This is a genomic window from Kribbella antibiotica (assembly GCF_004349055.1).
GTDB lineage: Bacteria > Actinomycetota > Actinomycetes > Propionibacteriales > Kribbellaceae > Kribbella > Kribbella antibiotica.
On record NZ_SMKX01000078.1, the window covers coordinates 16,711 to 37,826 of the forward strand.

General features: G+C 66.9%; 22 protein-coding genes and 1 riboswitch. Of the genes, 11 read left to right on the forward strand and 11 right to left on the reverse strand.

All coding sequences use genetic code 11. The annotated features are described in order from the left end of the window. Positions 1-49 precede the first annotated feature (49 nt). From E1263_RS24380 to E1263_RS24395, 4 genes are all read left to right on the forward strand, one after another. The gene (locus tag E1263_RS24380) at positions 50-1,384 is read left to right on the forward strand and encodes a dipeptidase (protein WP_132171240.1); all 1,335 of its coding nucleotides are present in this window, start codon (positions 50-52) and stop codon (positions 1,382-1,384) included. An 80-nt stretch (positions 1,385-1,464) separates the two neighbouring features. After that, positions 1,465-2,586 carry an NAD(P) transhydrogenase subunit alpha gene (locus E1263_RS24385; protein ID WP_132171242.1) on the forward strand — a complete coding sequence of 374 codons (1,122 nt, stop codon included), beginning with the start codon at positions 1,465-1,467 and terminating at the stop codon, positions 2,584-2,586. Next, complete coding sequence (locus E1263_RS24390) at positions 2,583-2,888, forward strand: NAD(P) transhydrogenase subunit alpha part 2 (RefSeq protein WP_132171244.1); 306 nt, start codon at positions 2,583-2,585, stop codon at positions 2,886-2,888. The genes E1263_RS24385 and E1263_RS24390 overlap by 4 nt, the downstream gene beginning before the upstream one ends. After that, positions 2,885-4,255 (forward strand): NAD(P)(+) transhydrogenase (Re/Si-specific) subunit beta, encoded by a 1,371-nt coding sequence (locus E1263_RS24395; RefSeq protein WP_132171246.1) that lies wholly within the window; start codon positions 2,885-2,887, stop codon positions 4,253-4,255. Before E1263_RS24390 ends, E1263_RS24395 begins: the two co-directional genes overlap by 4 nt. A gap of 667 nt (positions 4,256-4,922) precedes the next feature. On the opposite strand, the gene E1263_RS24400 is transcribed toward E1263_RS24395, so the two are convergent. Both E1263_RS24400 and E1263_RS24405 read right to left on the reverse strand, forming a co-directional pair. Continuing rightward, positions 4,923-5,906 (reverse strand): helix-turn-helix transcriptional regulator, encoded by a 984-nt coding sequence (locus E1263_RS24400; RefSeq protein WP_132171248.1) that lies wholly within the window; start codon positions 5,904-5,906, stop codon positions 4,923-4,925. Further along, positions 5,907-6,890 (reverse strand): helix-turn-helix transcriptional regulator, encoded by a 984-nt coding sequence (locus E1263_RS24405; protein WP_238161494.1) that lies wholly within the window; start codon positions 6,888-6,890, stop codon positions 5,907-5,909. It abuts the gene before it with no gap. 316 nt (positions 6,891-7,206) lie between these two features. Here E1263_RS24405 and purF point away from each other — a divergent pair, with 316 nt between their 5' ends. Together purF and purM are read left to right on the forward strand one after the other, a co-directional pair. After that, positions 7,207-8,769 carry an amidophosphoribosyltransferase gene (gene purF / locus E1263_RS24410; protein ID WP_132171250.1) on the forward strand — a complete coding sequence of 521 codons (1,563 nt, stop codon included), beginning with the start codon at positions 7,207-7,209 and terminating at the stop codon, positions 8,767-8,769. Between the two features lie 58 nt (positions 8,770-8,827). Further along, positions 8,828-9,901, forward strand: coding sequence for a phosphoribosylformylglycinamidine cyclo-ligase (purM, locus tag E1263_RS24415; RefSeq protein ID WP_238161497.1), 1,074 nt, complete (start codon positions 8,828-8,830; stop codon positions 9,899-9,901). Between the two features lie 228 nt (positions 9,902-10,129). Here purM and E1263_RS24420 read toward each other — a convergent pair whose 3' ends face one another. From E1263_RS24420 to E1263_RS24430, 3 genes are all read right to left on the reverse strand, one after another. Next, positions 10,130-10,318 (reverse strand): DUF3073 domain-containing protein, encoded by a 189-nt coding sequence (locus E1263_RS24420; protein WP_132171254.1) that lies wholly within the window; start codon positions 10,316-10,318, stop codon positions 10,130-10,132. A 204-nt stretch (positions 10,319-10,522) separates the two neighbouring features. After that, entirely contained in the window at positions 10,523-11,329 is an 807-nt protein-coding gene (locus E1263_RS24425; protein WP_132171256.1) for an ABC transporter permease, read from the reverse strand. Positions 11,330-11,391: 62 nt separating this feature from the next. Continuing rightward, complete coding sequence (locus E1263_RS24430; protein ID WP_132171258.1) at positions 11,392-12,276, reverse strand: ABC transporter ATP-binding protein; 885 nt, start codon at positions 12,274-12,276, stop codon at positions 11,392-11,394. Between the two features lie 142 nt (positions 12,277-12,418). Here E1263_RS24430 and E1263_RS24435 point away from each other — a divergent pair, with 142 nt between their 5' ends. Next, on the forward strand, positions 12,419-13,615 hold the full coding sequence (locus E1263_RS24435) for a sensor histidine kinase (protein ID WP_132171260.1): 1,197 nt from the start codon (positions 12,419-12,421) through the stop codon (positions 13,613-13,615). Further along, a complete protein-coding gene (locus E1263_RS24440; RefSeq protein ID WP_132171262.1) occupies positions 13,612-14,271 on the forward strand; it encodes a response regulator in 660 nt (219 codons plus the stop codon). The genes E1263_RS24435 and E1263_RS24440 overlap by 4 nt, the downstream gene beginning before the upstream one ends. 138 nt (positions 14,272-14,409) lie before the next feature. On the opposite strand, the gene E1263_RS24445 is transcribed toward E1263_RS24440, so the two are convergent. Both E1263_RS24445 and E1263_RS24450 read right to left on the reverse strand, forming a co-directional pair. Beyond that, positions 14,410-15,243 (reverse strand): C40 family peptidase, encoded by an 834-nt coding sequence (locus E1263_RS24445; protein WP_132171264.1) that lies wholly within the window; start codon positions 15,241-15,243, stop codon positions 14,410-14,412. Further along, positions 15,243-15,410, reverse strand: a riboswitch (cyclic di-AMP (ydaO/yuaA leader). (Overlaps the previous gene by 1 nt.) Before the next feature lie 293 nt (positions 15,411-15,703). After that, positions 15,704-16,666: a pyridoxal-phosphate dependent enzyme gene (locus E1263_RS24450; protein ID WP_132171266.1), complete on the reverse strand. Its 963-nt coding sequence runs from the start codon at positions 16,664-16,666 to the stop codon at positions 15,704-15,706. A gap of 92 nt (positions 16,667-16,758) precedes the next feature. Between E1263_RS24450 and E1263_RS24455 the strand changes: the two genes are divergently transcribed. Then, positions 16,759-17,121: a YciI family protein gene (locus E1263_RS24455; RefSeq protein WP_132171267.1), complete on the forward strand. Its 363-nt coding sequence runs from the start codon at positions 16,759-16,761 to the stop codon at positions 17,119-17,121. 63 nt (positions 17,122-17,184) lie between these two features. Here the strand turns inward: E1263_RS24455 and E1263_RS24460 are convergent, their stop codons facing one another. Genes E1263_RS24460 through E1263_RS24470 form a run of 3 tightly spaced genes read right to left on the reverse strand, consistent with a single transcriptional unit; the run spans position 17,185 to position 18,704 of the window. Next, positions 17,185-17,370 (reverse strand): YegP family protein, encoded by a 186-nt coding sequence (locus E1263_RS24460; RefSeq protein WP_132171270.1) that lies wholly within the window; start codon positions 17,368-17,370, stop codon positions 17,185-17,187. A 51-nt stretch (positions 17,371-17,421) separates the two neighbouring features. Then, a complete protein-coding gene (locus tag E1263_RS24465) occupies positions 17,422-18,015 on the reverse strand; it encodes a GNAT family N-acetyltransferase (RefSeq protein WP_202869031.1) in 594 nt (197 codons plus the stop codon). A gap of 23 nt (positions 18,016-18,038) precedes the next feature. After that, positions 18,039-18,704, reverse strand: a complete 666-nt coding sequence (locus tag E1263_RS24470; protein WP_132171272.1) for a TetR/AcrR family transcriptional regulator — start codon at positions 18,702-18,704, stop codon at positions 18,039-18,041. 83 nt (positions 18,705-18,787) lie between these two features. On the opposite strand from E1263_RS24470, the gene E1263_RS24475 reads away from it, so the two are divergent. Both E1263_RS24475 and E1263_RS24480 read left to right on the forward strand, forming a co-directional pair. Further along, positions 18,788-20,212, forward strand: coding sequence for an MFS transporter (locus E1263_RS24475; RefSeq protein WP_132171274.1), 1,425 nt, complete (start codon positions 18,788-18,790; stop codon positions 20,210-20,212). 45 nt (positions 20,213-20,257) lie between these two features. Beyond that, positions 20,258-20,887 (forward strand): tyrosine-protein phosphatase, encoded by a 630-nt coding sequence (locus E1263_RS24480; RefSeq protein WP_165956736.1) that lies wholly within the window; start codon positions 20,258-20,260, stop codon positions 20,885-20,887. Here E1263_RS24480 and E1263_RS43760 read toward each other — a convergent pair. After that, a partial coding sequence (locus tag E1263_RS43760) for a hypothetical protein (protein WP_238161498.1) occupies positions 20,838-21,116 on the reverse strand: 279 nt, incomplete at its 5' end. The two genes, E1263_RS24480 and E1263_RS43760, sit on opposite strands and share 50 nt — an antisense overlap.

Sequence of the window (21,116 nt, forward strand, 5' to 3'; positions counted from 1 at the left end):
TTCTATGGCGCCAACCACTGACCATGCGGTACGTCGTACCGTAGGCGGCATGCCTGATCTGTCTGCGGCGATCGACCGCGTTCTGCCCAGTGTCCGTGCCGACCTCGAGGACCTCATCCGGATCCCTTCGGTCAGTTACGAAGCCGCCCGCGCCGGTGACGTTCAGCGATCTGCTGAGGCGACCGCCGCACTGTTCGAGGCGGAGGGGTTCGCGGTCAAGATCGTGCGTGCCGGTGCAGGTGCGCCCGCGGTGATCGCCAAGAAGGCTGCGCCGGCCGGCAAGCCGACGGTGCTGCTGTACGCGCACCACGACGTGCAGCCGACCGGTCCGGTCGAGCAGTGGACGTCGGACCCGTTCGAGCCGACAGAGCGCGGCGACCGGCTCTACGGCCGCGGTGCGGCTGACGACAAGGCCGGTATCGCTGCACACCTGGCCGCCGTACGGGCCTTTGGCAACGACCTGCCGGTGGGCGTGACGGTGTTCGTGGAGGGTGAGGAGGAGATCGGTTCGCCGACCCTGCTGCAGCTTCTGGACGAGTACTCCGACGATCTGACCGCAGATGCGATTGTCATCGCCGACTCTGGCAACTGGGACATCGGCCACCCCGCACTGACCGTTTCGCTGCGCGGACTGGTCGAGTCGTACGTCGAGGTGCGGACGCTGGACCACGCTGTGCACTCTGGTCTGTTCGGTGGACCGATCCCGGATGCACTGTCCGCACTGTGCAGACTGCTGGCCACGCTGCATGACGAGAAGGGTGATGTGGCAGTCGACGGGCTGCATGCGTCACGCGCTGCCGATGTGGTGTACCCCGAGGGCCGGCTGCGCGCTGAGTCGAGTGTTGTGGACTCGGTACGGCTCACCGGCTCCGGTTCGCTGGTCGACCGGTTGTGGACGCGCCCGGCGATCGCCGTACTGGGTATTGATGCTCCTTCCGTCGCTGAGGCCAGCAACACGCTGGTGCCGGTGGCGCGCGCGAAGGTCAGCCTGCGCGTTGCACCCGGTGACGACGCGGTGAAGGCGAGTGCAGCCCTCAAGGAACACCTGGAGCGCAACGCGCCCTGGGGCGCACAGGTGACCGTCACGGAGGGCGAGATCGGCCAGCCGTGCAGCATCAACGCGCGTGGTGCCGGCTACGAAGCGGCGCGGTCGGCGTTCCAGACCGCTTGGGGTGTTGAGCCGATCGACATGGGCATGGGCGGATCGATCCCGTTCATCGCCGAGTTCCAGCGGGTCTTCCCGGCGGCGGCGATCCTCGTGACCGGCGTCGAGGACCCGGACACCCGCGCCCACGGGGTCGACGAAGGCCTGCATCTGGCGGAGTTCCGCAAGGTCTGCCTGGCCGAAGCGCTCCTCCTGCAGAACCTCGCCGACAACGCGTAAAGGCTCTGCAGGACACAACCTGACCACGAGGTCGGGGCACGGGTTTCCGACAACGCTCGGTTTGGCATAGGTTTCGGCGAGTGAAGATCGCAGTGGTACGGGAAACCAGGCCGGCCGAGCGCCGGGTCGCGTTGGTGCCGGAACAAGTCGCGAAACTGATCGAGCTCGGGTACGAGGTCGCGGTCGAGCCGGCCGCCGGTGAGCGGGCGCTCTACTCCGACGACCAGTACCGCGCAGCCGGGGCCGAGGTGGCCTGGGGTGCCGACCACGCGGCCACCATCGTGGCCTCGGTGCAGCCGCTCGAGCGCGAACGCCTGCAACGACTCCATGCCGGTACGGCGTTGCTGTCGTTCCTGCCGACGAATCCGCCGGACGTGGTCCGCACAGCGACGCGGGCCAAGCTGACGGTGTTCGCGATGGAGCTGGTTCCGCGGATCTCGCGGGCCCAGTCGATGGACGCGCTGTCCTCGCAGGCGCTGGTCGCCGGCTACCGGGCCGCGATCGTCGCGGCCGAACGGCTCCCGCGATTCTTCCCGCTGAACATGACCGCCGCCGGCACCGTCCCGCCGGCCCAGGTCCTCGTCCTCGGTGCCGGGGTTGCCGGCCTGCAGGCCATCGCGACCGCGAAGCGCCTCGGCGGTGTCGTGAAGGCGTACGACGTCCGTACCGCGGCCGCCGAGGAGATCGCGTCGATGGGCGCGACCCCGATCACCCTTGAGCTCGGCACCCTCGACGGACCTGGCGGCTATGCCCGCGAGATGACCGCCGAGCGCGCGCAGCTCCAACGCGAGCTGCTCTCCCCGTACGTCGCCGCGGCCGATGCCCTGATCACGACAGCCGCCGTACCGGGGCGAACCGCTCCGATGCTGGTGTCGCGCGCCATGGTCGAGCAGATGAAGCCTGGCTCCGTGGTCGTCGACCTCGCCTCCGAGTCCGGCGGCAATGTCGAAGGATCGGTCGCCGGTACCGAGCTGATGATCGGGAACGCGCTGGTCTGGGGCGGGGCGAACGTGCCCAGCCAGATGGCCGGACCGGCCAGCCGCCTCTACGGGCAGAACATCGCCAACCTGATTCGGCTGATGACCCGCAACGCCGCCTTCGACCCTGACTTCGACGACGAGATCGTCCGCGGCTGCTGTGTCACCCACGACGGCACCGTCCTCCACGAGCCGACCCGCGAACTTCTGGAAGGCCAGTCATGAGCGAATCCATTGCGCTGCTGACGATCTTCGTCCTGGCGGCCTTCGTCGGCGTCGAGGTGATCAGCAAGGTCTCCTCGACCCTGCACACGCCGCTGATGTCCGGGGCGAACGCGATCCACGGCGTCATCCTGGTCGGCGCGATCATCGTCACCGGCCAGGCCGAGTCCACCCTGGTGGTCATCGTCGGCCTGCTGGCCGTCGTCCTGGCGACCGTCAACATGGTCGGCGGGTTCGTCGTCACCGACCGGATGCTCGAGATGTTCAAGCCTCCGTCCGCCCGCAAGAAGGAGCTTGGCAAGTGATCCCGACCTGGGCCCAGATCGGGTACCTGATCGCCGCAGTCTGCTTCATCGTCGCGCTGAAGGGACTGTCGTCCCCGAAGTCCGCGCGCTCCGGCAACCTGCTCGGCGCGGCCGGCGCCGTACTGGCCGTCATCATCACCTTCGTCGCCTACAAGCCGGATCACCTGGCCGCGATCCTGGTCGCGCTCGCGATCGGAACCATCGGCGGTGTCCTCGGCTCGCGTCGCGTGCAGATGACCCACATGCCGCAGCTCGTTGCCCTGTTCAACGGTGTCGGTGGTGGCGCGGCGGCACTGGTTGCGCTGATGGAGCTCGGCGAGATCCCGCAGGACGCAACAGTCCCCGCGATCGCGACGGCGTTCACCATCCTGGTCGGTGCGATCAGCTTCTCCGGTTCGATCGTCACGTTCGCCAAGCTGCAAGAACTGATGACGACCCGGCCGGTGACCTTCCCCGGTCTGCCGGTTCTGTTCATCGCCTCGATCCTCGGCAGCCTCGTGCTGGCCGGTTTCCTGATCTCCGACCCGCGGGTCTGGGTCGGCATCCTGCTCTGCCTGGTCGGTCTCGCGGTCGGCGTCATGCTGGTGCTGCCGGTCGGCGGTGCCGACGTACCGATCGTCATCTCGCTGCTGAACGCCTTCACGGGCCTGACAGTGGCGGCCGGCGGTTACGTCCTCGGCAACACGCTGCTGCTGATCGCCGGCACCCTGGTCGGCGCAGCCGGTGCGTTGCTCACCAAGATGATGGCCGACGCGATGGGCCGCTCGGTCTTCAACATCCTCTTCGGTGCCGTGCGCGGTGGCTCTACACTCGGCGGCGGTGTCGCCTCCGAGCGACCGGTCATCTCCGGCGGTGCCGAGGATGTCGCGATCCTGCTGGGCTACGCCAACAAGGTCATCATCGTCCCCGGCTACGGTCTGGCTGTGGCTCAGGCCCAGCACACCCTGCGTGAGCTGGTCGAGGAGCTGCAGGGACGCGGCGTGAAGGTCGACTACGCGATCCACCCGGTGGCCGGCCGGATGCCCGGTCACATGAACGTCCTGCTCGCCGAAGCCCAGGTCCCCTACGACCAGCTCCGCGAGATGGAAGAGATCAACAGCGACTTCAAGTCGACAGACGTCGTACTGGTCGTCGGCGCGAACGACGTCGTCAACCCGGCTGCCCGCAACACCCCCTCGGCCCCCATCTACGGCATGCCGATCCTGAACGCCGACGAGGCCCAGCGCGTCATCTTCCTCAAACGCTCCATGCGCCCCGGCTTCGCCGGCATCGAGAACGAGTTGCTGTACGACGCCCGAACCACCCTGCTCTTCGGCGATGCCAAGGACTCCCTCACCAAACTGCTGGCCGCCCTGAAGAACATCTAGTCCCACCACTCACCGCACTCAGGAGGGCCAGCCGCACCGCGGCCGGCCCTCCTGCCGTTAGCGGTTTCGCTCCAGCAACCCGCAGCAACTCCGGTGGCCCGCGGCGCCAGTGGTGGCAGGAGACAGTAAGCGGTGGCGGGAGACCTGGGGCCATAGGTCTCCGGCCACGCGTGCTTGTCTCCAGCCACCGCTTCGGGCATGGCGGTTGGTGGGTCAGCCACGCAGATCGGTACGTCGGCCGAGCGGCCGCCGGCGTGAATCGCGGGACGCTGCGTGGGGGAGCGTGTCGAGTGTGGCTGGTGGGTCGGCGGCAATCGGTTGCTGACGGCAATCTCCGCACACTCGGATGGCGGGATGTGGTTCATGGGTGATGCCGTAGACCACGCGGGTCGTTTAGTGGGGTTTGTTCGTCTGGGGTGCACGAATTCGTGCAGTAATTGGTCCAGACCGCACTCGCGGATGAGGTTGGCCGCTCCTGGCCAACGGCCTGCCCCGGCCAGCGGGATTCATTGCCGCGGATTTCGTCGGCCTGTTTAACTTCTGTCGTCAGCAAGTCCCCGCTGACTCCTCGGCGTGACATCTCCCGCCGCCCGCCCATACCTGTCAGGAGCTCTGCCTTGGCCTGCCCACCCAACAATTGTGTATCCGCTCGAGCCTGGGACTGGGGCTAATCCACCCAGCCGCGCTGAGCTGCCCGAACCCCTAGTTCGAACCGCCCTGAAGCGCCGACCTGCTCGCTCAGTTTCGCCGCCATTCTGCGGACTGTGCGCATGGAGACGCCGAGCTTGCGGGCTACCTGCTCGTCGGTTGCTCCTTGCACCAGGAAGCGCAGGAACTCGGCCTCTTGCCCGCTGAGCTCGCCTGATTCAGGCGTCCGCTCGAAGGATCGGTCAGCGAATCGCCAGTAGTGCTCGTACATCTCGATCGCCAGCCGTACGACGGCCTTGCTGTGGTGCACCACAGCGCCAACCTTCGAGTTGTCAGGGTCGATGCTCATCACGGCCGACTCTCCGTCGAAGATCACCATCCTGAACGGAACCGCCGGGATGACCCGCACTGTCCCCGTCAGTTCCTGCAGCAGGGCAATATGGTCGCGAGCTCCGCGAAACCTGAGCTGAGACTCTGCGATGAGATAACGACACTCGACGCCGCGTTCCTGGATGATTTTGTCGGCGAAATTCTCGGTTGGGGCGGTTGAGAACGGTCCTGGTGTGAGCAAACCCCACATGGATTTCGTGGGATGAAAACGTTGCATTCGCAAGTTTGCTTTGTCGGCGCCGTCGAGTATTTCGACATCAGGAACGGTGTTCTGGGTCAAGTACGTGTTGTAGTCGGAGATGAATTCGCGCGCACGGAGCTGATCGGACTCGAGTTCCTGGGTGAGCTCGCCGATCATTGTCTGACGTTTGGCGGCAAGGCGCTCAAGGGTCACGCCAGGGTCCATCGCGTATTCATCGCCAGTGTCGTTCCAGCGGAACGCCAGGAAGCCCAGACCCCGTAGGTGTTCGAGACGTGCCTCGACCTCATCGCCCAGCAATCCGAGCTCGGCACAGAGCGCTGAGCGGTTCGCTTTGCCGGCCAGTTCAGGCTTCCGCAGGAGCAGGCGGTAGAGATCGAGACTCTCTTGTGACAGCCCCAGCGACTCGAACACTCAGACCCAGCCGCGCTTGGCGGCCGCCACCCCGAGCTCGAACCGGCTGGCCGCGTCGAGCCGCTCCGACAGATTGGCCGTGATGCGGCGTGCCGTACGGAGTGAGATGCCCAGCAGGCGAGCCACCTGCTCGTCCTTCGCGCCACCGGCGAGCAGCCGCAGCACCTCGGCCTCGTGGGGCGTGAGAGGTGCCTCGTTGTCGCGGTCTTCGGGGGAGAAGAGCTCAGAGCCGTGTGACCAGTACGAATCGAACAAGGCCATGGCGACGTTGACCACGGCAGGGCTGCGGTGGATGACCGCACCGGCGGTGTGGTTGGTGGGATCCAGTGGCATGACAGCGATCTCCTGGTCGAAGATCAGTAGCCGCATCGGCAGCGTCGGCGTAGCGCGGACTTCGCCGCCGAGACGATGGATGGCGGCCGCGTACTCTGCAGCGGCTCTCGACTCCATCATGTTTTGCAGGTAGACGGCGCGAAGCTTGATGCCCCGTTCCAGTAGAGGCTCGTCCGGTGAGCCGTCGATGGGGCGAATGGCGTCATCGACGTGTACGGGGGTCAAAGCCCAGAATGAGTGACGAACCTTCAGGGCTAGCTCGTCGATTCGGCGGGAGGCGTTGGCTCGGCCCTTGATCACCTCGACGTCGCCACTGCTTCGGGCGGTTAGCAGTGAGTTGTACTGCTCGGCGACCACCTCGGCGCTGGTTTCGGCCTCGCGGAGGAGTCCCAACTCCGCATTGAGCTGCGCACGGCGGCGCTCGGCGAGATTGGCGAGCCCGACTCGGGGGTGAACAGCGTGCTCGCCATCGGGATTCGCCCAGGTCGGTACGAGCAACTCGAGTTTGCGGAGCCTGTCCATCAACTCGTGTACATCGTTAACCGGCCGCTGTACTAGCGCGGCAATCTCCTCCGGCGTACTGTCTGGCTGGCTGAGCAGGGCGTGATAGACCGCAAAGGTGGCTTCATCCACACCTAGCGGATCGAGCACGAAATCCTCCTCGTGAACCTGTCGGAACCGACCATATACAGAGAGCGTCGACAAAGAGCACTCAAAGTGTGGTTCCGGATTATTTCGAAAGGACGAGTTGTGATCAAGAAGATACTGTCAGTTGTGGCTGTAGGTGTGTTCGTCCTCGCCGCAGCGGTCATCGTCGATCCGTCGGAGCCGTACCCCGGCTACCCCGGTGACCCCACCTGCGGCATTGCCAGCGGCTGCTGGTAGACCCCGAGTGTCGGCCCCGCCCGGTCGACCCTCGAAATTCGGCTCGTAAGGCACACCTCCATCCGTCGCGTAGACTGCTGGTGTGGCTCGTGGCGATGGTCGGCTCACTCATGACCTTGACCCTCAGGACCTGGGACCGCAGGACGCTTGTGGCGTCTTTGGGGTTTGGGCGCCGGGGGAAGAGGTTGCCAAACTCACCTATTTCGGGCTCTATGCCTTGCAACACCGGGGGCAGGAGTCAGCAGGAATCGCGGTCAGTAACGGGAGCCAGATCCTTGTTTACAAGGACATGGGTCTCGTCAGTCAGGCGTTCGACGAGGCGACTCTTGCCTCGCTGCGCGGGCATATCGCGATCGGGCACTGCCGGTACTCCACCACTGGGTCCAGTGTGTGGGCGAATGCTCAGCCGACGTTCCGGTCTACTGCGACCGGGTCGATCGCGCTCGGGCACAACGGCAACCTGACGAACACCGGGGAGCTCGCGGCCAGCCTCAACGGCGGCGGTGACCTTGATCTCGGTCTCGATGCGGGCGCTGATCACGCGAAGGCGAATGCCAAGCACACGGCGTCCTCCGACACCGACATCCTTACTTCGATGCTGGCCGGTTACCCGGATCTCACCATCGAGCAGGCCGCCGCGAAGGTGCTGCCGAAGGTGAAGGGTGCGTTCAGCCTCGTCTTCATGGACGAGAACACTCTGTACGGCGCTCGTGACCCGCAGGGCATTCGCCCGCTGGTGCTGGGCCGGATGGAGCGCGGCTGGGTGATCGCCAGCGAGACTGCGGCGCTCGACATCGTCGGTGCGAGTTTCGTTCGGGAGATCGAGCCGGGCGAGATCGTCGCGATCGACGCCGAGGGGCTTCGCTCGCAGCGGTTCGCCGAGGCGGCGCCGAAGGGCTGTCTGTTCGAGTTCGTGTATCTGGCCCGCCCGGACACCCAGATTTCCGGCCAGCGCATCCACTCCACCCGCGTGGAGATCGGTCGCCGGCTGGCCCGCCAGCATCCCGCCGAGGCCGACTTGGTCATCGCGACGCCGGAGTCCGGCGTACCGGGTGCGATCGGGTACGCCGAAGAGTCGGGCATCCCGTATGGGTCGGGCCTGGTCAAGAATGCTTATGTCGGCCGGACGTTCATCCAGCCGAGCCAGACGATCCGCCAGCTCGGGATCCGGCTGAAGCTGAACCCGCTGCGCGAGGTGATCGAGGGCAAGCGCCTGGTGGTCGTCGACGACACGATCGTCCGCGGCAACACCCAGCGCGCTGTGATCCGGATGCTGCGCGAGTCCGGGGCGAAGGAGATCCACGTCCGGATCACCGCCCCGCCGGTGAAGTGGCCGTGTTTCTACGGCATCGACTTCGCCAGCCGCGCCGAGCTGATCGCCAACGGCCTGAACACCGACGAGATCTGCCGTTCACTCGGCGCCGACTCGCTCGGGTACATCGATCTGGACACGCTGGTCGAGGCGACCAACGTGCCGAAGGATCAGCTGTGCCGGGCCTGCTTCGACGGTGTCTACCCGGTGGCGCTGCCCGACCCGGAGTATCTCGGCAAGCACCTGCTCGAGGTTCCGGTGAGCACCGATGCGGACGGCCTGGCCGCCGTCGTCGGTGGTGGCGGCGCAGCCGACGCCCTCAGTCGTCCGTAGGTCCAGTTTGGTTTGGCAGCGTCGGCACTGCGACCGACGTCGTACCGAGGAGAAGAACGTGAGCGAAGGCGCCAGCTACGCCGCCGCCGGAGTCGACATCGAGGCCGGTGACCGGGCCGTCGAGCTGATGAAGGAATGGGTCTCGAAGGCGACCCGGCCGGAGGTCGTCGGGGGTCTCGGCGGATTCGCCGGCCTGTTCGACGCGAGCGCGCTGACGAAGTACCGGCGGCCGCTGCTGGCGACCTCGACCGACGGCATCGGGACCAAGGTCCAGATCGCGCAGCGGATGGACAAGCACGACACGATCGGGTTCGACCTGGTCGGGATGGTCGTCGACGACCTGGTCGTCTGCGGCGCCGAGCCGCTGTTCATGACCGACTACATCTGCACCGGCAAGGTGGTCCCGGAGACGATCGCGCAGATCGTGAAGGGCATCGCGGAGGCTTGCGTCGAGGCCGGTACGGCGCTCGTTGGCGGCGAGACCGCTGAGCACCCGGGCCTGCTCGAGGCGGACGAGTACGACGTCGCCGGCGCGGCGACCGGTGTTGTCGAGGCGGACGAGCTGATCGGCGCGGAGCGGGTGCGCGCGGGTGACGTGGTCGTCGCGATGGCGTCCTCGGGCCTGCACTCGAACGGGTACTCGCTGGTTCGGCACGTGTTCTTCGACCGGGCCAAGTGGGCGCTCGACCGGGAGGTTCCGGAGCTCGGGACCACGCTCGGTGAGACCCTGCTGACGCCGACCCGCGTCTACGCCAAGCACTGCCTGGAGCTGATCCGGGCGCTCAACAAGAACGACGCCACACCGCTGCACGCGATGTCGCACATCACCGGCGGTGGTTTCGCGGCGAACCTGGCGCGCGTGATTCCGTCGGAGCTGTCGGTCCGGATCGACCGGTCGACCTGGACGCCGGCCCCGATCTTCGGCCTGGTCGGCGAGCTGGGCTCGGTCGAGCTGCTGGAGCTCGAGAAGACGCTGAACATGGGTGCGGGCATGGTCGCCGTACTGGACCGGTCGGCGGCCGATGCTGCGATCGCCGAACTGGCGGCGCGCGACATCCCCGCCTGGGTCTGCGGCGAGGTCCTCGCCACTGCCGGCGGCGCCGTCACCCTCGAAGGCTCTTACGCCAAGTAGGCAAACGCACTAGAAAGACCGCGCCCGGATCGACCGGGCGCGGTAGCAGTCGTCGCGCATACAAAACCACCAAGCGGTAGCCCCAGTTGGTGCGGTGTGCTGCTTCAGCCCGCCGGCCTTGGCAACACAACATCACCGCCTGGTGCTGGTGTGGTGGTACTACGTCGGACACACGGAGAACTGCTCAGCCACCCACGGGGGCGCTGAGCAGCTCAGCCGGGCTGATGTTTACCGACGGGGATGGTAGTCGTCGGCGTCGCTGTCGTCGCCGTCGTTGTCACCGTTCGCAGAAGCGGTGCCGCTCTGTTCGCCGCCGGCCAGCTCTTTTTTGAGCTGGTCGAGATCGGTGTCCCAGGTGCGGTACTTCAGGTCGCGTGCGACCTTCGTCTGCTTGGCCTTTGCACGGCCGCGCCCCATAGCGTCGACCCCCTCGCACAAGTCAACCGGGTACGCTGCGTGGCGCCCACGGATCAGTCGTCAGTAATCGTGGTTCAAGGATACCCGGAGCTGGGGATCGACACACGCACCGGCCCCCTGACGGACGCCGAAGACGTCCGATCACAGGCTCGGCGGGGTGGCCCGGACCCCTCAGACCGGTCCACCCCGCCGTGTTTGTGGGTGTTACTTGACCTCGCGGCGTGAGCTAAGCCACAGTCCGAGGACGGTCGGTAGGACGACCCAGACACCGATCGCGGTCAGCGTCTCGGGCAGCATCCCGTTCAGGTTGCGCTCGGCGATCCGGCCGAAGGCGGAGAAGACGTCCAGCCAGTTCGCGTTGTCCTTGAATAGGGCCGGTCCGGCCAGCGACCAGGCGGTCGGGGCGATGAAGAAGACCAGGATCGCGACCGCGGTCTGGGCGATCACCGCACCGAAGGCGGCACCCATGACCACGTTCAGCGCCATCGTCAGGTAGGCACCGGCGAGCTGCCCGCCCAGACCGGCGTACGTGGTGGCGTGGTCGGTGAGCGCTGCGGTGAGCGCGGTGTAGACGAAGCCGAAGGCGACGACCACGGTCATGACGACCGCACTCAGAGCGATGGCGGAGACGAACTTCGCCAGCTGGACCCGGACCCGGCGCGGCGACAGCGTGAAAGTCGTCAGCGCGGTCCGCTGGGTCCACTCAGACGTCATCGCCATCACGCCGATGACCGGCAGGATCAGCATGGTGCCGACCGACCCGGCGCTGAGGAACGCGTCGAAACCAACGGTGCCCTCGCCCAGGTGGGTGATCTGCCAGGTCATCGCGGCCAGCGCGATCAGCAGGATCGCGGCGACCAGGACCCGGCCGCTCCGGGTGTCCAGGGACTTGCGCAGCTCGATCGTGACGAGCTTCAGGAACGACTGGCCGCGCGCGGGCGGCAGCGCCGTACCGGCGGCTGCCTTGTGCTTGGCCGGAGTCGCCGGCGCTGTTTCAGTGAGAGTGGTCATGGTGTTCTGCTCCAACTGTGCTAATGCTGGGCTCGCTGCGCTCGCCCAGGGCTTAGGGGTGATCAGGCGGCCGCGGGGGTGGCGGTCAGCTGGAAGAACAGGTCTTCCAGGCCGGCACCGTCGCTCTGGCGGAGTTCGAGCAGGATCTGACCGGCCGCAGCGGCGGCGCGTCCGACCTGCTCGGCGGTGGCGTCGACTCGCAGCGAGCCGTCGAGGCCCGGCTCGACGCTCAGGCCGGCCGCGGTCAGCGCCTGGTTCAGGCCGATCGGGTCGAGGCCGCGGACCAGCGTGCCGGTCCCCGCGAGCAGCTCGTCGAGCGAACCGTTGGCGACGATCCGGCCGCCGCCGATGACGACCAGCCGGTCGACGGTTGCCTGAACCTCACCCAGCAGGTGGCTGGACAGGATCACCGTGCCGCCCCGCGAGGCGAAGTCCTGGAGCAGCCCGCGCATCCAGCGGATGCCCTCGGGGTCCATGCCGTTCGCAGGCTCGTCGAGGATCAGTACGGCGGGGTCGCCGAGCAGCGCGTTCGCGATGCCGAGCCGCTGCCGCATGCCGAGCGAGTACTGCCCGACACGGCGCTTCGCGGCGTGCGAGAGGCCGACAGCCTCAAGCATCTCGTCCGCGCGGCCCTTCGGAACACCGAGCAGGCTCGCGTTCAGCGCCAGCGTCTCGCGGCCGGTGCGGCCGGCGTGCTGGGCGGCGGCGTCCAGCATGACCCCGACGACCCGACCCGGGTTCGGCAGTTCGACGTACCGCTTACCGGCGATGGTCGCGGTACCGGACGACGGCGGAGTGAGCCCGGTCAGCATCCGGAGCGTCGTGGACTTGCCCGCGCCGTTCGGGCCGAGGAAGCCGGTGATGCTCCCGGGCTGGACGGTGAAGGACACATCCTGGACAGCCGTGGTGCTGCCGTAGCGCTTGGTCAGGTTCTCGACGGTGATCATGACACTGAGTCAACCGCCCGGACCCCCTTCGGCGCATCGGACGTCCGGCTGCGACCACCCCCTACGAAAGTCTGCGCTCCGGGGCCGGAACCTAACCGGATGGGGGAGAGGATCCTGTACCCGTCGCCACTACGCTGGGTGAATGCGACGACTGCGCCGGTGGTACTCCTGGTGGCGCACGCATGCCCCGCGGATCCGCGACTTCCTCTATCTGTTCTTCGGTCTGCTGACGATCGTCGCGCAGGCGAGCACGGGCGGCGCGGGCTGGGGCGTCAAAGACTCGGTGACCCTGGCCGCCGGCGTGGTCGCGTCCGTCGCGTTGCTCTGGCGCCGCCGCTTCCCGGTGACCGTCACGATCATCGGCGTGATCGCGATGGCGCTCTCAGGCATCTTCGTCCCCCTCGGCTTGGCCCTGCTGACGCTGGCGATCCGTCGCCGTGACCTGGTCCTCGTGGTCCTGACCTTCCTCGGGTACGTCGCTCTGGTCCTCAACAGCGGTCTGTTCGACGAAGCGTTCTGGGTGTCGGTGTTCACCGGGCCGTTCCTGATCGGGACCTGGGTCGCCATCGGTGCCTTCGTCGGAGCGCGCCGGGATCTGGTGGCGTCCTGGCAGGACCGGGCTGAGCGGGCCGAGGCCGAGCGTGAGCTGCGGGCCGAGCAGGCCCGCCTCGGTGAGCGGGCGCGGATTGCCCAGGAGATGCACGATGTCCTTGCCCACAAGGTGTCGCTGATCGCGCTGCACGCCGGTGGGTTGGAGGTGAACCCGTCGGTCGGTCCGGAGAAGGTCGAGGGTTCGGCCCGGCTGATCCGCGAGACGGCCCGGCAGGCGATGGAGGATCTGCGCGAAGTCCTCGGCGTACTGCGGACTGACGTGAGCGTGGCCGGGGCCGACCTGGCGCCCGTTCCACAGGCGGCGGATCTTGAGCGGCTGGTCGCCGAATCACGCGCGGCCGGGGTGACCGTGAGCAGCGAGATCACCGTGGCAGACGGCGTGCCGCTGGCGATCGGGCGGACGATCTACCGGATCGTCCAGGAGTCGCTGACGAATGTGCACAAGCATGCGCGGGGTGCGTCGACCGAGGTGCTGGTCACCGGTGGGCGGGGCGAGGGCGTGACGGTGAGGGTGACGAACATCCGTCCGGTCGCTGCTGATTCACTGCTCCCAGGCGCCGGTGCGGGATTGGTCGGTCTGCGCGAGCGCGTCGTACTGGTTGGTGGGCGGCTCACGACCGGCCCCACGCCGGCCGGCGGCTGGCGGGTCGAGGGCTGGTTGCCGTGGCCGATCGGCCGGGAGAGCGAGACTGTCGCATCAGTGACAGTCGATGAGGGAGAACGATGACACGGCTGCTGATCGTGGATGACGAAGCGCTGGTCCGCGCCGGGTTGAAGATGATCCTCGAGTCCGACGAGGAGCTCGAGGTGGTCGCCGAGGCCGAGGACGGCGCGGACGCCGCCGCGATGGTGACCCGGCACCGGCCGGACGTCGTACTGATGGACATCCGGATGCCGCGGCTCGACGGGCTCGCCGCGACACGCGCCGTACAGGCTCTGCCGGATCCGCCGAAGGTCGTCGTACTGACGACGTTCGATCTGGACGACTATGTGTTCCGGGCACTGCAGGCAGGGGCGAGCGGGTTCCTGCTGAAGGACACCCCGCCGCGCGAGCTGGTGCAGGCGATCAAGGTGGTCGCGGCTGGGGACGCCATGCTGTCGCCGGCGGTGACACGGCGGTTGATCGGGCACTACGCCAAGGATTCGCGCGCCGATCGGCGCCGGGTCGGGCAGGCGCGGATCAGCAAGCTCACCGAGCGCGAGCGTGAGGTACTGGTCGAGGTCGGCAGCGGGCTGCCGAACGCCGATATCGGCAAGAAGCTGTTCATGAGCGAGGCGACCGTGAAGGCGCACGTCTCCCGGACGTTGGTGAAGCTGGACGCCACCAACCGGGTACAGGCCGCGATCATCGCCTACGAGGCCGGCCTGCTCACCGACGACTGAAGCAGAACAGAGCGGCGCACATAAAGAGAGCCGGCCGGGAATCGTCGGAGGGGTGGGGATCGACGATTCCGCGGCCGGTCTCGGGGTCAGCGCACCTGGGGGGTTGGCGCGCTGACGGGGGAGGACCTAGCTATCAGGTCAGACGCGCCCGAAGGCCACGCTCTTGGTCCAGATCTTGCCCTTCTGGATCGGCGTCCCCGGCTTCGAGGAGTGCCACAGAAGGCCCTTACCGGCGTAGATGCCGACGTGGTAGACGCTGCCGCCACCGTTCTTGAAGAAGATCAGGTCGCCCGGCTTCGCGGCCTTGGCGCTGATGTGCGTGGTCGCGGCGTACTGCTGACGCGAGGTGCGCGGCATCTTCTTGCCGGACTTGCTGTAGACGTAGCCGGTGTAACCGGAGCAGTCGAAGCCACGGGTGGTCGTGCCGCCGTAGCGGTACGGCGTGCCCTTGAGCTTCGCGGCTTCCTTGAGCACCTTGGCGCGGAACAGGTCGGCCTTGACGCCACCCTTGTTGCCGTAAAGCACCTTGTGCTTGGCGGCCCAGGTGAGGCGACCCCAGGTCGCGTGGTCGGTGGTGCCGCTGACCTTGATGCCCCAGGAGAGCTGGAACTTCTTCAGCGCAACGACGGTGGTGTTGCCGTAGTAACCGTCCGGGCCGAGGCGCAGGGCGCGCTGGACGAACTTCACGGTCGGACCGGAGTCACCCTTGCGGAGCAGCGGGCGGCTCTTGATCGTCTGGTGGCCACGGGCCTGAGCCGGGCTCAGCGCTGCGGCCGACGCGGTGGTCGGAGCGGCGGCAATGGTGACCAGGGCACCACCGCTGACGGCGAGGCCGACAGAAACGACGGCTGCTGCAGCGCGCGGTACGGCGGACTTCGAGGGCCTGCGGTGCTTTGCGAAAGTCCGATTGGCGGCGGACTCGGTATGGCTGACGCCGCGCGAAAGCGACGTCCGTCGGGCAGTGACGGGCATGGTTGTCTCCCGACGCCTACGGAGTTAGCTGTCGGGTTCGGGCTGGAAAACTTGCCCGGTCCGCTCCCGCGGACTTCACCCCAGGGATTCGACCACTCACAGTCGAACCCCAATCTCCTGGGTCCCCCACCTCTGCCATGGTTGTTCGAGGGGAGCAAGGATGCCTGGCAGAGCTCGGCGTGACATCCGTGCAGTTCGTGTTATTTACCGAACCGCCGACGACTGTATAACAGAATGATCACGACGCAAACCCTCGAATCGACAGAGACCCTCCCAAAAGGCCCTCAGGGCCTCTCTGACGGGTCAGGGAGTCCTGGTGAACACCAGGTGTCCTGGGTGCGTCTGAGCGTGCCGGAGGCAGCAGATGAGGGCTTCGGAGTGACCTGGGTCACAGTTGATCGTGGCTCTCTGTGACAACGGGCACAGTGCGTGCTCAGGGCCGCCTCAGTTCCCTGCGGATTCAGCCTTTTGCGAGCAGGTCTTGGAAGCGCTCGAGGCCGACGTTCCCGCCGCTCAGCACCACTCCGACGCGCTCGGGAAGCCCCTGGATCCGTCCGGCTAGCAGTGCGGCCAGCGCGCTGGCGCCGCTCGGCTCGAGGACGATCTTCAGCCGCTCGAACGCGAACGTCATCGCGGCCAGGATCTCGTCGTCGGTGACCAGCTCGAACGCCTCCACCAACCGGCGGTTGATCGCGAAGGTCAGCTCACCCGGGGCCGCGACCGCCTGGCCGTCGGCAATCGTCCGCGGTACGTCGATCGTCACCCGCTCACCGGCTGCCAGCGACCGGGCGTGGTCGTCGCCCGCGGCCGGCTCGACGCCGATCATCCGGATCCCCGGCGACAGCGCGGTCGCCGCGGTCGCGCAGCCGGCCATCAGTCCGCCGCCGCCGACCGGGACCAGCAGTGCGCCGAGCTGGCCGACCTCCTCGATCAGCTCCAGCGCCACCGTGCCCTGCCCGGCCATCACGTCGTAGTGGTCGTACGGCGGGATTAGAGTCATCCCGCGCTCGTTCACCAGTTCTGCCGCCAGTGCGGCCCGGTCCTGCGTGTAGCGGTCGAAGTGGACGACCTCGGCGCCGTACCCCTTGGTTGCGGCGACTTTGGTCGGCGGTGCGTCGGACGGCATCAGGTTGGTCACCTTGGTGCCTGCGAGCCGACCGGCCAGCGCTACTGCCTGTGCGTGATTCCCGGACGAGTATGCGACGACACCTCTCTGCAGTTCCTCCTGAGAGAGCTGGCTGATCGCGTTGTACGCGCCGCGGAACTTGAACGCCCCGATCCGCTGGAAGTTCTCCGCCTTCAGGAACACCTGCGCCCCGACCCGCTCATCCAGGGTCCGGGACGTGAGGACCGGCGTACGGTGCGCGACGCCGGCAATGCGCTCGGCGGCGGCCTGGACATCTGTGAGACTCAGGTCAGCCATGGGGTGACGCTATCGCGATGTCAAAGTGGCGCGATCGGCTCCGTACTCATCATTGAGAGGGCCCGGCCGGGCCTGCAGCTGAAGGAGACACCGTGAAGTACCTACTCGTCCTGAACATCAACAACGACGTGCTGTCCGCGCTGACCGAAGCCGAGCAGCAGGCCATCTTCGCCGGGCACGAGAAGTTCATGGCGGTCACCCAGGAGTCCGGCGAGTTCCACAGCACGGTCGCACTGGCCGAGCAGGCCAAGACGTCGGTCGTGAAGGTCCGCGACGGCGTACCGGCGGTGACAGACGGGCCGTTCCTGGAGGCCAAGGAGTACCTGGCCGGCTACTACCTCGTCGACGTCGCCTCGCTGGAGCGGGCGCAGGAGTTGGCCGCGCTGATCCCGGATGCGGGGATCGAGGGACTCGGGGTCGAGGTCCGGGCGGTCATCCATGAGGTCGGCCTCTAAAGCTCCTCAACAGGAAGGGGGTTCTCCACAGCCTGTGGAGAACCCCCTTGTGCTGCTGGTGTTTCAGTCGGTCTGATCGTCGAGGTTCGCGTCGGCCGCGTTCTTCTTGATCGACTCGATCCCGTTCAGCGCGGCGGCCTTGGTGCCGTAGCTCTCGCTGCTGGTCGCGATCACCTCGCCGTTGCCGGCCTTCAGCCGGAACCGGAACTCGCCGGACTTGTCCTTGTAGAGCTCGAACTTCCCCGCCATCGGTATACCTCCACCTGAATTGGTATGACTCCGTTGGCGAGCGTAACGCCGTCAGCCCGCCGGTACCTCACGCACCACGCCGGGCGGTCCATCCCAGCCCGGCCACGGCCCAGGCGCCGTACGGTCGGCATCCGGACGCTCTTCTTCCAGAGTCTTGTACGGCGTCAGTCCGCGCGCCTGGTAGTTCGCCAGCGCGGCTGGACCGTCCAGCGTGTTCGTGTTCACCCAGACGCGAGTGATCGGTGCGACGTCTTCGTGGCGCTGGTCCAGCGTCCACGCCTGCCGGATGCCGGCGGTGAGCAGGTGGCCGCCGAGCCCGCGGCCGATGAACCCCTTGAGTAGTCCGAAGTTCTCGATCTCTACTTCACTGCCCACTCCGCGCAGCGCGATGTACCCGGCGGGCACTCCGCCCACCCACGGCACATAGGTCTCGAAACCGGGTCTGCTCAGCCACTCCACCCACTGGTCCCAGTTCCAGCCGAGCTTGCCGAACCAGTGCCAGTGGCCGCCGACTGCGGTGTAGAAGTAGCGGGCGAACTCCGGAGACACCTCCTCGACCGCTCTGATCTCTACTGGCTGCTCTTTCGCCGGTATGAGCTCAGCTGGGCTGTGCATCTCCAGGTAGGTCAGGACGCTGAGGGGCAAGCTTCTACTCCTTGTTCAGGCTGCTACTTGTTCAGGACGCCGCAGATGCCGGCGACAACCAGGTCGATCCCCAGTTCGTAGTACCGGGTGCTCGAGTTGTGGCACACCAGGGTGTCGGCAGCGGCGGTGACCAACGGGTACTTGCGGGGCGGCAATGCGGAGAGCACTGCCCGCTTCTGTCGCAGTGAATCTTCGCGCTTGACCGGGTCGTGGTCCTCGCGGGTCAGCGGGTCAGTGGTCACCAGGGTGATCAGCGAGCAGATCGACTGCCGCCCGACCTCTGCCGCGTCGTCGACCTCGAAGCCACCTTCGGTGAGTATCTCCATGAGTCGCTCGGAGATCTGGAGTCCGTCTTCGGAGACCAGCATTCTGAGCAGCGTCAGGTCGGCCAGCCGCGGGTGCGTGCGCAGTGCGGTCACGAATGCCGTCAGTACGGCGTGCAGTTGCTGGTCCCATGGCTCGTTGCTGGGCTCCGGTAGCGCGACGCTCGACAGCAGGCGGTCGCCGAGGGCGGCCAGCAGGTCGTCCTTGTCCTTGAAGTGCCGGTAGAGCGCCATCGGTGTGACGCCGTGCAGCTGAGCCAGCCGCCGCAGCGTGACGGCGGCGGTGCCCTCCTCGTCAGCGAGGGTCAGCGCGCTGTCGATGACCCTCTGCGGATCCAGGCGGCGGGGCGGTTCTTTCGCGGTCACGTTGACAAGTTTACACCGTAGACCTAGCGTCTACCTTGTACGCATACAGCGTATACATACGACGTAGACTTAGTGAGGTCGGAATGCGACGCAGTCCCTGGGCCACCCTGGCGGTACTGGCTCTCGCCCAATTCATCGTGGTGCTCGACGTGACGATCGTGAACGTCGCCCTGCCCGACATCCAGACGGACCTGAACTTCTCGGCCGACTCCCTGCAGTGGGTGATCAACGCCTACACGCTGCTCTTCGGCGGCTTCCTTCTCCTCGGCGGCCGGATGTCCGACCTGCTCGGCGCGCGCCGGGTATTCGTCGGCGGACTACTCCTCTTCGGCGTCACCTCGCTCGTGGCCGGCCTCGCCAGCTCACCCGAGTTCCTGATCGGCGCCCGCGCCGTACAGGGTCTTGGGGGCGCACTGCTTTCACCTGCTGCGCTGGCGATCCTCACCATGACGTTTGCGCACGGCCGCGAACGCAACATCGCCATGGGTGTCTGGGGCGGCCTGGCGGGTCTCGGCGGCACGCTCGGAGTGGTCGCAGGCGGCGTACTGGTCGATTCACTCAGCTGGCAATGGGTCTTCTTCGTCAATGTGCCCATCGTCATCGCACTGGTCGCACTGATCCCCGTCTTCGTTCCCGACGTCCGGCATCACACAGGCGCACGCACATTCGACATCCCGGGCGCACTACTCGGTACGGCGGGCCTCATGGCCATCGTGTACGGCGTTGTGCGCTCCGAGCCGCGTGGATGGGGTTCCGGCGAGGTCATCGGCGTACTGGCAGCCGGAGTGGCGCTCATGGTCGCCTTCGTCTTCGTCGAACGGCGGTCGGCCGCTCCGCTCGTCCCGCTGCGCCTCTTCCGCTCCCGGGCGCTGAGTGTGTCCGGCGCATCGCTGTCACTCAACGGCGCAGCGTTTCTCTCCATGTTCTTCCTGACAGCCATTTACCTGCAGCAGGTCCGTGGCGACAGCGCACTCGAAGCGGGCCTCCACTTCTTGCCCATGGGTGGTGCGGCGATCGTTGGCGCCGTACTGGCATCCCAACTGGTGCAGCGAGTCGGCACTCGGACAGTCCAGCTCGGCGGCGCCGTACTGAGCGCCGCTGCACTCCTCTGGCTCTCCCAGGCCGATGCGACCGGCAGCTACGCCACACAGCTCCTGCCTGGCCTCATCCTGTTCGGCTTCGGCATCCTCGGCGTCGGAGTCCCCGGCCAGATCACTGCCGTCTCCGAGGTGCGCCCTGCTGAGGCTGGCGCGGCCTCTGGTGTCGTCAACGCCATGTACCAAGTAGGCGGCGCACTGGGCCTGGCCGTAGTCACCACGCTCTCGGTCAGCCACGCCACCGCCGAGCTAGCCCACGGTGCCACTCAGCAGCACGCGTTGGAATCCGGCTTCTCTCGGGGACTCCTGGTGGCTGCGCTCTTCTCCGTGGCCAACGTGTTCTTGACTCTGGCCAGTCCGCAACTCCAGCCGACCGCCGAAGAGCTGGTGGAAGCGACTGCTGCTGCCTGAGGTTTGATGCCCCGGTGCCATGCGCACCGGGGCATGATCGACTCCATGCCGACGCCCCTCAGCTGGCCCAACTGCCGCAACACCCGAGACCTGGGCGGTCTCGTCCGCAGCGACAACCTCGACCAGCTCACCGCTGCAGGCCTAGCCGCACTGGACGCCTACGGGATCACCCGCATCGTCGATGTCCGAGACGTCTGGGAGATCGAGACCTTCCCGTCCCCGTACCGAGCGGACCCCCGCTGGCTCAACATCCCCCTGAACGATCCCGCCGACCCGGCGATCGGTAGCGATGACCTGCTGATCCAGTACCAGGCCCTGGTTAACAACTACCCCCACCGCTTCGCCCGAGCCATCGCCGCGATCGCCGAAGCTCCACCAGGCCCAGTCCTCGTCGCCTGCCACGCCGGCCGCGACCGCACCGGCTTGGTAATCGCCCTCACGCTCGCAGCCATCGGCGTACCGACTGAGGTCATAGTTCAGGACTACGTCACCGCCCCCGCCGAGTGGGAACACGACCAACCCCAGGCATCCACCATGCGCGCCATCCTGGCTGACCTGGACGTGCCCGCCTACCTGCTCGCGGCCGGCCTGACCCTCGAACACCTTGCTGCGTTGAAGAATCGCCTCAGTGTCGAACCAACCCACCAACCACCACCGGCCCCAGATGCCCACTAGCCGGCCGCTGCGTCACCAACCCAACCCCCACATCAACCACCGCCGACCGGTCCAGCCCCGAGACCTCCTCAACCGGCGTCCACACAGCCTCCGCCGTCTCCCCATTAGCCTCCGGCCGAATCACCCCACCAGTAACCCGCACCGCGTAGAACACCCCCACGTTCTGATGCACCACCCCACGCTTGGCTTCATGCGCCGGAATCACCCGCGAGTCCACCCCCAGCAACTC

Bases quoted from the DNA above. Each gene is read 5' to 3' on its own strand.
- E1263_RS24380 (WP_132171240.1), top strand. From the start codon at position 50: ATGCCTGATCTGTCTGCGGCGATCGACCGCGTTCTGCCCAGTGTCCGT.
- E1263_RS24390 (WP_132171244.1), top strand. From the start codon at position 2,583: ATGAGCGAATCCATTGCGCTGCTGACGATCTTCGTCCTGGCGGCCTTC.
- E1263_RS24420 (WP_132171254.1), bottom strand. From the start codon at position 10,318: ATGGGGCGCGGCCGTGCAAAGGCCAAGCAGACGAAGGTCGCACGCGAC.
- E1263_RS24425 (WP_132171256.1), bottom strand. From the start codon at position 11,329: ATGACCACTCTCACTGAAACAGCGCCGGCGACTCCGGCCAAGCACAAG.
- E1263_RS24430 (WP_132171258.1), bottom strand. From the start codon at position 12,276: ATGATCACCGTCGAGAACCTGACCAAGCGCTACGGCAGCACCACGGCT.
- E1263_RS24435 (WP_132171260.1), top strand. From the start codon at position 12,419: ATGCGACGACTGCGCCGGTGGTACTCCTGGTGGCGCACGCATGCCCCG.
- E1263_RS24440 (WP_132171262.1), top strand. From the start codon at position 13,612: ATGACACGGCTGCTGATCGTGGATGACGAAGCGCTGGTCCGCGCCGGG.
- E1263_RS24445 (WP_132171264.1), bottom strand. From the start codon at position 15,243: ATGCCCGTCACTGCCCGACGGACGTCGCTTTCGCGCGGCGTCAGCCAT.
- E1263_RS24450 (WP_132171266.1), bottom strand. From the start codon at position 16,666: ATGGCTGACCTGAGTCTCACAGATGTCCAGGCCGCCGCCGAGCGCATT.
- E1263_RS24460 (WP_132171270.1), bottom strand. From the start codon at position 17,370: ATGGCGGGGAAGTTCGAGCTCTACAAGGACAAGTCCGGCGAGTTCCGG.
- E1263_RS24475 (WP_132171274.1), top strand. From the start codon at position 18,788: ATGCGACGCAGTCCCTGGGCCACCCTGGCGGTACTGGCTCTCGCCCAA.
- E1263_RS24480 (WP_165956736.1), top strand. From the start codon at position 20,258: ATGCCGACGCCCCTCAGCTGGCCCAACTGCCGCAACACCCGAGACCTG.